Annotated in this window: 9 protein-coding genes; 5 read left to right on the top strand and 4 right to left on the bottom strand. The window is 47.8% G+C overall.

Features of this window, described 5'->3' with window-relative positions:
• Positions 1 to 2 precede the first annotated feature (2 nt).
• A complete protein-coding gene (locus tag QFZ51_RS01835; RefSeq protein ID WP_429042593.1) occupies positions 3 to 779 on the bottom strand; it encodes an alpha/beta fold hydrolase in 777 nt (258 codons plus the stop codon).
• 315 nt (positions 780 to 1,094) lie between these two features.
• On the opposite strand from QFZ51_RS01835, the gene QFZ51_RS01840 reads away from it, so the two are divergent.
• Entirely contained in the window at positions 1,095 to 2,888 is a 1,794-nt protein-coding gene (locus QFZ51_RS01840) for an acyl-CoA dehydrogenase family protein (RefSeq protein ID WP_429042594.1), read from the top strand.
• A 130-nt stretch (positions 2,889 to 3,018) separates the two neighbouring features.
• Positions 3,019 to 4,767, top strand: coding sequence for an N-acetylmuramoyl-L-alanine amidase (locus tag QFZ51_RS01845; RefSeq protein ID WP_429042596.1), 1,749 nt, complete (start codon positions 3,019 to 3,021; stop codon positions 4,765 to 4,767).
• A gap of 244 nt (positions 4,768 to 5,011) precedes the next feature.
• On the opposite strand, the gene QFZ51_RS01850 is transcribed toward QFZ51_RS01845, so the two are convergent.
• The gene (locus QFZ51_RS01850) at positions 5,012 to 7,213 is read right to left on the bottom strand and encodes a transferrin receptor-like dimerization domain-containing protein (RefSeq protein WP_429042598.1); all 2,202 of its coding nucleotides are present in this window, start codon (positions 7,211 to 7,213) and stop codon (positions 5,012 to 5,014) included.
• A 236-nt stretch (positions 7,214 to 7,449) separates the two neighbouring features.
• Here QFZ51_RS01850 and QFZ51_RS01855 point away from each other — a divergent pair, with 236 nt between their 5' ends.
• Positions 7,450 to 7,794: a carboxymuconolactone decarboxylase family protein gene (locus tag QFZ51_RS01855; protein WP_429042600.1), complete on the top strand. Its 345-nt coding sequence runs from the start codon at positions 7,450 to 7,452 to the stop codon at positions 7,792 to 7,794.
• A 66-nt stretch (positions 7,795 to 7,860) separates the two neighbouring features.
• Complete coding sequence (locus QFZ51_RS01860; protein WP_429042602.1) at positions 7,861 to 8,901, top strand: 2-oxoacid:ferredoxin oxidoreductase subunit beta; 1,041 nt, start codon at positions 7,861 to 7,863, stop codon at positions 8,899 to 8,901.
• 67 nt (positions 8,902 to 8,968) lie between these two features.
• On the opposite strand, the gene QFZ51_RS01865 is transcribed toward QFZ51_RS01860, so the two are convergent.
• Both QFZ51_RS01865 and QFZ51_RS01870 read right to left on the bottom strand, forming a co-directional pair.
• On the bottom strand, positions 8,969 to 9,607 hold the full coding sequence (locus tag QFZ51_RS01865; RefSeq protein ID WP_429042604.1) for a LysE family translocator: 639 nt from the start codon (positions 9,605 to 9,607) through the stop codon (positions 8,969 to 8,971).
• 29 nt (positions 9,608 to 9,636) lie between these two features.
• The gene (locus tag QFZ51_RS01870; protein ID WP_370908607.1) at positions 9,637 to 11,175 is read right to left on the bottom strand and encodes a GH3 family domain-containing protein; all 1,539 of its coding nucleotides are present in this window, start codon (positions 11,173 to 11,175) and stop codon (positions 9,637 to 9,639) included.
• Positions 11,176 to 11,355: 180 nt separating this feature from the next.
• On the opposite strand from QFZ51_RS01870, the gene QFZ51_RS01875 reads away from it, so the two are divergent.
• Positions 11,356 to 12,126, top strand: coding sequence for an inositol monophosphatase family protein (locus tag QFZ51_RS01875; protein WP_429042606.1), 771 nt, complete (start codon positions 11,356 to 11,358; stop codon positions 12,124 to 12,126).
• Positions 12,127 to 12,132 lie beyond the last annotated feature (6 nt).

A 12,132-nucleotide genomic window follows, 5' to 3' on the forward strand; every position in this document is an offset into this window, starting at 1 on the left:
GGTTAAAGGTTTGTTTTGATGATAAGCCCCAGTTGGGCGGAAATCAACTGGTGGCCTTTTTCCATTACCAGTATTTTGCAGGGAAAAGACCCATCTGCAAAGCGGGTACCCAGCACAGGTGGAATTACACGGTCGTATTTCCCGAATATCAGGAGTGTTAAAACGTTATATCTGCCTAATAATTGTTTACACCGCTTTTTATCCGGCATCATCCGGCGTAAATTGGTCCATACGTTGTATACCAGTTCCCTTTTCTCCGTTTCATTCATACGGTGCAGCGCAAATTTGTATACGCTCTGGTTCAGCAGTCCTAGTCTTCTCCAGGTATGCAATAACGTAAAAAACAGCCTTGGGTGGTAAGTATTATATTTAAACAGCCTGTTTCCGGCAGTGGTTTGGGTTACAAACATATGCCAGGGGTTATTTCTCAGGCCATCCCCGGCGGCGATGACCAGGTGGTTTATCCGGCTGGCCATCTTTTCCACGAGGCAAAGCGACAGGCGTCCGCCCATGCTGTAGCCCAGCAGGGAAAAACGCTCCTTCCCGTGCTGCTGTAGTATCAGTTCCACCAGCGCTACCAGGTCGTCTTTCTCCAGCACCCGGTTTTCCTCCCATTGGGTACCTCCGTGCAGGGGCATGTCCAGCGCCACTAAAGTGAAAGTATCGCCCAATGTGGCGGTTAACGGCTGAAAATGAGCCGCACTTTCGCCAAACCCGTGTAAACAGATCAATAGTTCCTCCCCGGCACCTTCTACGGTGCCATGAAACCGGCTTTTCAAATATGACAGATAAAAATCAGGCATAAAGGGCAACAATGATACAGAATAAATGCCTAATGACGATGGATATGATTATCGAGGGGGCAGTGACCTGTGGATAAGGGAGCATATCTTCAACCAGGACCAGGTAATCTACTCCGGCAGTCCTATTTATTTTTTGTTAAAAATAGCGGCCTCTCAACAGGAGTGCCGCATTTAACTTACATTCAGTAAGTTAATATGGCAGGTAGCAGGGAAATCAGTTTAGCCCCCCGGTGACCGGTTTTGCCTAATGCTTTTTTCAGTAAATTACAGAACTACCAAAAATACAGTAACATGGACGCAACAGTTGAAAATAAGACTGCGTTAAAAGGCGCAGAGTTCCTGGTTAAGGAGAGTGCTCCTGAGGAAGTGTTTACTCCCGAAGATTTTTCGGAAGAGCAGCTGATGATTAAAGACATGGCAGATCAGTTCATCAGTAAGGAAATAACACCGATAGTAGAGCGGATAGATAAGCTGGAAGAAGGATTGATGCCCTCATTGCTGGAAAAAGCGGGCGAGCAGGGACTGCTGGGCGCTTCCTTCCCGGAGGAGTATGGTGGTTTAGGTAAAGATTTTGTGACAGCAACGATCATCAACGAGGGACTGGGTGCAGGTCACTCTTTCTCCGTTGCCATGGCCGCCCATACGGGCATTGGCTCTTTACCTATCCTTTATTTTGGTACCGCAGAACAAAAACAAAAATATATACCCAAACTGGCTACCGGTGAAATGAAAGGCGCTTATGCCCTTACAGAGCCTGATTCCGGCTCCGATGCACTGGGCGCTAAAACCACCGCCAAATTAACCGACGATGGTAAGTACTATATCTTAAACGGGCAAAAAAGCTGGATCACCAACTCCGGTTTCGCTGATGTGTTTACTGTATTTGCAAAAATTGACGGGGATAAATTCACCGCTTTTATTGTGGACAAAGGCACACCCGGATTTACACTGGGTGCGGAAGAACACAAAATGGGAATCAAAGGATCCTCTACCCGCCAGATCTATTTCCAGGACGCCAAAGTACCGGCAGAAAATGTACTCGGCGTAATTGGCAAAGGCCACCTCATTGCCTTCAACATCCTGAACATAGGTCGCTTGAAACTTTGTGCGGCTGCACTGGGCGCCTCCAAAAAATGTATCAATACCTCCGTACAATACGCCAATACCCGCACGCAGTTTAAACAACCAATCGCCAACTTTGGCGCCATCAAACATAAACTGGCGGAAATGGCTATCCGCACCTGGACATCGGAATCAGCCCTGTTCCGTACTGCGCAGCTGATCGATGACAAGGAAAGGGAACTGCTGGCAGAAGGCAAGCCTTTCAACGAAGCCTTACTGGGCGCCGCGGAAGAATATGCCGTGGAATGCGCCATCCTGAAAGTAAATGGCTCCGAAGTACTGGACTATGTAGTGGATGAGGGTGTACAAATTCACGGTGGCAACGGCTTCAGCGATGAATACATCATTTCAAAAGCTTACCGCGATTCCCGCATCAACCGCATCTTTGAAGGTACCAATGAAATCAACCGGTTGCTGACACTGGACATGACACTGAAACGTGCCCTGAAAGGTAAACTGGACCTGATGACACCGGCCATGAATGTAATGAAGGAGCTGATGAGCATTCCCGACTTCGGCAACGATGATGAAAGTGCCTTCAGCAAGGAAAGGAAAATGATCGTTAACTTCAAAAAAGCCATCCTGATGGCTGCCGGCGCTGCCGCGCAGAAGCTGATGGTAAAGCTGGAAAACGAACAGGAAATCCTGATGGATATTGCCGATATGGCCATTGAAACCTTTGTGGCTGAAAGCGCCCTGCTGCGCTTAATTAAACTCACCAACAACAAAGGCGAAAGCGCCGCTTCCCTGCAGGCAGATATTGTACGCACCTTCATTTATGATGCGGCCGACCGTATCAATAAATCCGGGAAAGATGCCATCAATGCCTTTGCAGAAGGCGATGAACAACGTATGATGCTGTTAGGCCTCAAACGCTTTACCAAAGCAGAACCATTTAATGCTAAAGATGCCCGCAGAAGAATTGCGGACAAACTGATTGCAGATAATAAATACAGCTGGTAACAACCAGCGCCTGGCATTTAGAAAAAATACAGCAGGTACACTATCCCGCTGCATTTTTTCTAAATGCTTTTTTTCCTATTCCCCTCACCTGCTTATCTTTACCATCTTTCAAAGATATTGATGACAGGGTATGACGCTAACAGCAAAGTTTTTTTCTACGTTTCTTATTACTATTTGTGTCCCCTTTTTTGCAATCAGTCAGGCAACACTGCGTATCAGTCAGCCTTCAAGGGATCAGAATAATGTGAACACCTCCCGGCAATTTATCGCCGGCCGCACCTGTACCGGCTGTACGGTAAGGATCAATAACGATACTATACACGTTTATAACACCGGCACTTTTGCTGCAAAATATGAACTGACCACCGGCAGGAATTCCTTTTCCGTTACCGCTACCACACCTAACGGAGAAACATACACGAAGAACATCACCTACTACTATAACCAACCGCCAGCGCCGGTTGCTACTACTGTTTTCCGGATAGATTATATGGAAATATCCCCCTCGGGGAATGTTCAACTCTCGGAAGGCGACACGCTGCGGATAAAGATGAAAGGTTATCCCGGTCAAAGCGCCAGCTGGTTCAATGATGTACCACTGAAGGAAATGCCTGTTTCGCAAACAGGTGGCGTACCTGGCTTTTACAGCGGCAGCTATATTATACAACCACGCGACTCCCTGCTGAATGGAAAAATTATGGTACGCCTCCGCAAACAAAGCGGCGAAACCGCTATCCTCGGCAGCACCTACCGCTACAGCATGATGCACAATGAAATACCATTCACCGGCCGCACGATCGATAATATGACCTACCTCACTGCCAGTCCGCATGGCGACCGGCTGGGCCCCGATAAAATCGGTTACCTGGATAAAGATGTGCTTTTACATATTGTAGGCAGACAGGGCGACTATTACAAAGTAAGGCTGTCGTCCCGCACCACCGCCTTTATTCCGGAGCCGCTGGTAGACACCGACATTCCACAGGAAGAGCTTCCCGTAAGCATTGCAGACGATGCCAAAATATGGGGAGATGAAAAATATGATTACGTGTCGGTGGCCTTGTCGGATAAAATGCCATACACTTCCACGCAACTGGTTTCTTCCAAAAAGATCATCATCGACATACATGGCGCCTATGCAGAGAAAGGATTGAACTCCCTGCTGCAAAACACCAAAGAAATCACGTCTGTAGCCTGGGGGCAGCCATCGCCCGATGTATGCCGCATGGTAATTTCCCTGCAACATGCGCCATGGGGCTACCAGGTGTACTACGACAATAACCGTATAACGGTGAAGGTTAAACGTGTACCACAAAACTTATCGCTGAAAAATATGGTGATTGGCCTGGACCCGGGCCATGGCGGCAGTAACCCGGGCGCTACCGGTCTTACCGGCGCCGTGGAAAAAAACATGACCCTGGTACTTTCGCTGCAACTGAAAGCGTTGCTGGAAAAAGAAGGCGCTACAGTGATCATGTCGCGCACAACCGAGAAATTTGTTGCCAACGAAGACCGTTTGTCTTTTTTCCGCAGGGCCGATCCTGATCTGCTGCTGAGTATCCACCTCAATGCTTCCGGCAATCCTGTAGATGTATACGGCACCGCCACCTATTACAAACAGCCTTTCTGCGAACCGCTCAATGCAGCCATCCATGAACGTTTGCTGCAAACCGGCCTTTACGATTTCGGCAATAACTCCGGCTTCAACTTCATCCTCAACAACCCCACCGAATTCCCTGACGCACTGGTGGAAACACTTTTCCTAAGCAATCCCGGCGACGAAGAAAAGGTGCTGGACCCCGCGTTTCAGCGGGAACTGGTAACCGGCATCGTGGAAGGCGTGAGGGATTACCTTCGCGAGGCGGTGAAGACGCGGTGAGTGGAGGACCGCCTTCGGCGGTGGAAATTGTCTTGGAGCACTGATTACGCTGATTATACTGATTAGCTTGATTTGATCATTTTTGATTTTAATAGATTAAGGGAGATATAAGCGGATATATTCGCTCGTATCTCCCTTCTTTTCTAAAATCTTAATAAAATCCAAAGAATAAAAATCAAGCTAATCAGTATAATCAGCGTAATCAGTGCTCCAAGACAATTTCCGCCGCCAAAGGCGGCCCATACTAATGAATGTTCCCTAAGTAAGCAGACAGCCGGTTGATGGCAGCTGCCGCCACCGTTATCTGTTCCTGGGCTTCCTTCCAGCGGCGTTGCTCGATGGCTTCTCTTACGCCGGGAATGGTTTTAACGCCATAGCCGGTATAAAATCCGGGAGCATACAGGGTATGTTTATACCAGTTGCGGGCCGGCAGGCCGGCATCGTTCAGCAGTTGTTGCTCGCCCTGGTACAGCGCTTTGTTGGCTGTGGAGGAGAGTTTCCTGGTGGCGAGCGATGCGGTAACGGTGTCTAAACCGGTGAGGGCGTTCTGCAATGGAGAAAAGTCGAGATACGGCACTTCTGTTTTGGGAAGTGGAGGCGACAAATGTTTGGCGGTATCTGTGGTGAGCTGGTATTTACGATCGCGGATCAGTTGATTGTCGATGGCAGTAGACTCGCGCAGGCTGCTGGTGAGCTCCGTTAACTCATTCACATAACCGTTTACTGTTTCATAGAGTTTGCGGTAATCAAATGGCAGTGTAACGGTGTTGGCTACACGCAAAGCGGTATGACCGGCAGTTTGAGAAAGTGCTACGCCGTAATTAAATCCGGGGTCTTTAAACCGGGTATAATCGTCGTAGGAATCGTAGATGGAGTGGTATTCACCGCCTGCATCTTCTCCCCCAAAACCAAAATCAAGAGAGGGCACGCCCAGGTGCTGAAGGAAGGAAGAGTAATCGGAACCGGAACCCATAGCCCCGATAGCGATGCCTTGTTTGGCCAGCTTTTCCTTTTTCAGCTTGGGAGTAGTTGCCTTCAATACCTCTGCCGCCTGTTTACGGGCAAGGATGCTGACCTGCGTTTGCGGGTCGGTAATATCACGGGCTACTTCATTCACGAGGGTTTCCAGGGCATGGGAACCGCTGGCATTGAGGAATCCGCGGCCATTGTTATCTGAGTTGATATACACCACTGCTTTTTCTTTCAATTCGGCAGCGTGATCTTCCACCCATTCGGTAGAACCGAGTAAGCCGGGTTCTTCACCATCCCAGGCGCAGTACACCAGTGTGCGTTTTGGCTGGTAGCCTTGCTTATGCAGCGCGCCGATGGCTTTGGCTTCTTCCAGGAGGGCTGCCAGTCCGCTGATGGGATCGGCGGCGCCGTTCACCCACGCATCGTGGTGATTGCCACGGATCACCCATTGGTCGGGTTGCTCACTGCCTTTCAGTTTGGCGATCACGTTATAGCAGGGGCGTATCTGCCAGTCGAACGACAGCTTCAGGTGTACCCTCGCTTTGCCGCTACCGATATGATAAGTAAACGGTAGTGCGCCCTTCCATTCGTCCGGTGCTACGGGACCTTCCAGGGCCTGCAGCAGTGGCGTGGCATCGTGGTAGCTGATGGGCAATACCGGTATTTTCAGGAGATTGGGCGCCTGCAGGCGATCGAGCCGTTGGGCATTGGTGGTAGCGCCGGTGTTAGGGGTAAGCGGGTCGCCGGGATAGATGACGATATCCATCACGGAGCCGCGCTGTACGCCATACTCATTTTTGAACGCTCCTTTAGGGTATACATCGCCGCTGTAGTAGCCATCATCTTTCGGATCGGAGTAGATGATGCAACCGGCGGCGCCGTGTTCCTGTGCTACTTTCGGCTTGCTGCCGCGCCAGGAGCGGCCGTATTTGGCGATTACAATTTTACCTTTTACGTTGATGCCTGCCCGGTCGAGGTACTCGTAATCTTCCGGGAGACCGTAATTCACGTATACCAGTTCCCCTTCCACGTCGCCATCGGCGCTCCAGGCGTTATAAGTAGGCAACTGGCCTTCCTGGCCGGAGGTAGCGTCTTCCTTCAGGGCAGGTTCTTTCAGCAGTGCTTTATAGGTGGTAGGACCTGTAAGTTCCACGAGGCGTTCTTTGGGAGTGGGAAAAAGTACCTGGTAGGTCACTATTTCCGCGTCCCAGCCGTAACTTTTGAAGCGTTGCAGGATGTCTTCCGCTACTGCTTTGCCGCGGGCGGAGCCAATGTGATGTGGTTGGGAAGAGAGTGCTTTGATAGTTTCACCAATGTGACTGCTGCTTAACTGCTTATCGAAGCGGCTTTCCAGTTCCAGCTGCTGGGCGGCGGCGTTCCCGGCATACCCGGTGAGCTTTTTATCCTGCGCCCGTGCTGCCCCGCCTGTGCACAATAGCAGTGCTATGAGCAGGGAGAAGTTGGTTGTTGTCATAATTTCGATCCAGATCTTGTTGAAAAAGAGGGTTTATCTGCTCAATATACAAATAGTCTATTATATCAATAGACTAATTTAACGGATGTTTTTGATGCAATAACTTTTGGTTATGATCCATAAATATAGGTTATAGGCCAAATAGTCTACTTAACCAGTAGATTAATCTATATTTGTAAATCCTTTCATAGCTTTATTGGGTGAAACGATAAACAAAACACATAAACAGCAGTTATATGGCCAATGCGATTCAGGAGTTTAACAACTACCGGGCTAAGATGAACGAGGTAATACTTGGAAAGCAGAACAAAGTGATTAACAGGCTTTTCAACCTGGACACCAATACCTATGCAGAGGGGGCGCTGAGCACCAAAACGAAGGAAATGCTTGGACTGGTGGCTTCAATGGTACTCCGTTGCGACGATTGTATCAAATATCACCTGGAGAAATCGTTTCAGCAGGGCGTTACCACCGAAGAAATGTATGAAATTTTTGCAGTAGCCAATATAGTAGGTGGCACGATTGTGATCCCGCATACCCGCCGGGCGGCAGAATTTTGGGAAGAATTACAGGCACAGTGAGCTGAGAATTACAGCTATCTATCGTAACTTTACGGACTCTATAATATATTATTTTAACTCATACTAATGTCAACAGCAACTATAGCCCCGCAGGCGCCACTTACGTCAAAAGACTTTACAACGGACCAGGAAGTCCGCTGGTGTCCTGGCTGCGGCGACTACTCTATACTTAAGCAGGTACAAACTATTATGCCTACGCTGGGCGTGCCCCGCGAAAACATTGTGATCGTTTCCGGTATCGGTTGTTCTTCGCGCTTTCCATACTATATGAATACCTATGGTATGCACTCTATCCACGGCCGTGCTACGGCGATTGCGTCCGGTTTGAAAGCAGCCCGCCCGGAGCTGAGCGTGTGGATCGTAACAGGCGACGGCGATGGCTTATCCATTGGCGGTAACCATACTATTCACCTGCTGCGCCGTAACTTTGATGTGAACATCATGTTGTTCAACAACCAGATCTACGGTTTAACAAAAGGACAGTACTCTCCTACTTCAGAAGAAAATAAAGTGACCAAATCTACCCCAATGGGTAGTATTGACCATCCGTTTAACCCAATGGCCCTGGCCCTGGGCGCTGATGCTACTTTTATTGCCCGCAGTATGGACCGCGACCCGAAACACCTGCAGGAAATGCTGAAACGAAGCCATGCACATAAAGGCGCTTCCTTCCTGGAAATATACCAGAACTGTAACATCTTCAATGATGGCGCCTTTGAAGCTTTTACCGAAAAAAGCAGCAAAGCCGATGAAACCATTTTTGTGGAGCACGGTAAACCGCTGGTATTTGGCGCCACCAAAAACAAAGGAATCCGCCTCGATGGTTTAAGACCGGTAGTAGTGGAACTGGGCAGTGAGTATGCAGAAAGCGACCTGTGGATCCATGATGAAAATGATTTCTACAAGGCACAGCTGCTCACCCGTATGTTTGATGATGTACGTATTGAAGGGCATTTACCCCGTCCGTTCGGCCTCTTCTACGAGGCTTTCCGCCCTACTTATGAAGATATCATGGGCTTCCAGTTAACAGAAGCGCTGGCTAAAAAAGGCCCCGGCGACCTGGATAAATTGCTGGCTGGCAGCGAAACCTGGACTATCAAAGGATAATAAACACCTCCAATAAAAGAAAAAGCCTTCCGTGTATGACGGAAGGCTTTTTTATATCCAACTATTTTTAATGTCCCATGGCGCCTACGTCGAACAATACTTTATAAAGCAACACCACGCCAAAAATGATCATGCTGGCACCGGCAATACGGTTCAGCCACTCTACATTGGCAAGCGTTAATTTGTGACGGATCTTATCAGATACAAATACCTTCAGGATATCCGCCGATAACACCAGGCTTAGGCAAACTGTATACATAATAATCCGGTGACCAGCTGTGGTGGCGCTGTTCGCCACACAAACCCCTAACCAGAAGATAATAACACCGGGATTGAGGGTATTCATCAAAAAACCCGCAAGCCATATTTTAAGATAGTCATGGGTGCGGAACATTTCCGGTTTTTCTTCTCCCGTACTGATCTTTACTTTTTTAAACAACAGTCCGTATACTCCCATGCATATCAGTAACGCTCCTCCTACAATACCTATCGACCTTTTATATTCTTCCAGGCCACTGATAAAAGAGGTAGTCAGGTTACCTGTCAACACAAAAATAATATCGCTGAAAGACACGCCCAGTGCGAAACTGATCCCTGCCTTAAAGCCGTTATTGATGCTGTATTTTATAATTGCGAATATTACCGGGCCTACTGATAAAGAAAGAAATAATCCCAGTCCCAGTCCCGCTACAATTGATGCTATCATGCGTATAATTTCCGTGTCACAGGTGCAACTTAACTCTTAACGGTTTTTCCCGCAAGAAATTTCTCCCAGTCTTTCAGTTTCTCTCCTTTCATTACACGGGGAAATTTATTCATGGCGCCTTCCTTGCCTTTGCAACGGAGGTAATCTATAAACGCATCATTCGGTAATATCTCTACAAATACTTCCTTCAGTGCTGCAGAGCGTTCTACGGCATAATCATCATTTACCTCCGCGAGGGTTTGATCGATGATTTCGCGCACTTTTTCCGCATCCACACCAGGTGTATCCGTGCCCACATACCAGCGGTGTGCAAACAGGTTCTGATAAGGGAACCCCGCTACCGTAAACTCACGGACGTTAATACCCAGTTTCTTCTGCACATTATCTATCGCCTTGTTCATGTTGTCGATACTCATGTGCTCCCCGCAGAGGCTGAGGAACTGTTTGGTACGGCCAACAATCACTATTTCATGTTCTTTTACTGAAGTAAATTTCACCACATCGCCGATCAGGTAACGCCAGGCTCCTGCACAAGTCGACAACATCACTGCATATTCCACATCTTCCACTACCTCGTGGATCATGTAAGATTTAGGATTCGGTTTTACTTCTCCTTCTGCATCAAAGTTTTCTTCATTAAAAGGAATGAATTCATAGAAGATCCCTGCATTCAGGACCAGCTTAATGCCCTTTGTACCCGGACGGGCCTGGAAGCCAAAAGAACCTTCAGAAGCCATATAGGTTTCAATGAACGCAATGGGCTTTCCGAGCAGCTTCTGGAAGCTATCGCGGTACGGCTCAAAAGATACCCCGCCGTGAATATATACCGCCAGGTTGGGCCATATTTCATGAATATTTTTAACGCCGTGATATTTGATGATTTCTTCCAGTACGATCTGTACCCAGGCAGGTACACCGCAAACAGTACCTACATCCCACTCCTTCGCTTTGCGCACGATTAACTTGATACGCTGCTCCCAGTTGGGTTTGCGGGATATTTTGCCTCCCGGCTTATAGAAACGGCGGAACCATTTCGGGATATTTTTGGCTTGAATGCCGCTCATATCACCTTCATAATAGTCGCCTTTTTCATACAACGAGGTAGTGCCGCCCAGCATCAGGATGCCTTTTTCAAAAGAGCGTGGCGGGATGTTAAAGTTAGCCATGGAATACAGCTGCTTCACCCCCACTTTCTTCACCGTTCTCAGCATGGCTTTGGTAACAGGTATATGTTTGCTCGCAGATTCCGAAGTACCTGAACTCAGCGCAAAGTACTTGATCTTCTCAGGCCAGCTCACGTTTGCTTCACCTTCCAGGCAGCGGTACCACCACTCCGCATGCATTTTAGTGTAGTTATGCACGGGGACTTTATCGCGGTAATGACTAATAAAATTAGCGCTATCCAATACTTCCTGAAATTGGTAGTGGCGGCCAAACTCTGTATCCTTGGCCTTTTCCAGCAAACGATGCAGCACCTGCAGCTGGTATTGGCGCGGTGTTCCTAATTTAAATGTGAACTTCTTCCTGATGCGTAGTGACCTGGAAATAAGATTACCTATGATGGCCATTAACTTTCCCTCTCTTTAATTGAACTACAAAAATAAGTGGAATATTGAATATAAGTTGACTGATAATTCGGAATTACAGATTATGTAGTATCATTAAGTCATCTATACATATAAAATATCCAAAACATGTAGGTTATAATTCGCAATTCATAATTCGTAATTCGTAATTACCTTTGCGGCATGTTAAAAACAACTTTACTCAAAGCTACTGAAGCCAGCGGAAAAATACTGCAACAATATTTCAACGGTCCTTTCGAGGTGAGCAGTAAAAGTACGGTTAACGACCTGGTAACAGAAGTGGATAAAAAGTCTGAAACCGCTATCATCAATATTATCAGGGAAACTTATCCTGATCATTTTATCCTGAGTGAAGAAGTGGGCGAGATGAAGACGGATTCTTCCGTGAAATGGATCATTGACCCGATCGACGGAACCGTTAACTACGCCAATGGTATTCCCATTTGTTGTGTATCCATAGGCGTGGAAAAAGACGGGGAAATGATACTGGGAGCGGTATACAACCCTTTTATGAACGAGTTTTTCCTGGCAGAAAAAGGGCAGGGAGCTACGCTAAATGGTAAACCGATCCAGGTTTCTACCAAAGCCGATGTGTCAACCTCCTGCCTGGTAACAGGTTTTGCCTATCAATGGCAGGATAGTGCCAACAATCCCTTACAGGTACTTGAGCGCGTTATTAAGGAGGGCATTCCTGTTCGCAGGCTGGGGTCTGCAGCCATAGATCTCTGCTGGGTGGCCTGCGGCCGCTTTGATGGATTTTATGAACACCATCTCCAGGCATGGGATTCTGCCGCCGGCTATCTCATTGTAGAAGAAGCGGGTGGAAAGGTAACAGACTTTTCAGGCAACCGTTACTCCCCCTATCAGAAAGAAATACTGGCCACCAACGGTCATATCCATAGCGCATTACAAGATCTTGTTAACGGTAAATAAGTATTG

Origin of the sequence: Chitinophaga sp. W3I9, assembly GCF_050434025.1 — a bacterium.
Lineage (GTDB): Bacteria > Bacteroidota > Bacteroidia > Chitinophagales > Chitinophagaceae > Chitinophaga.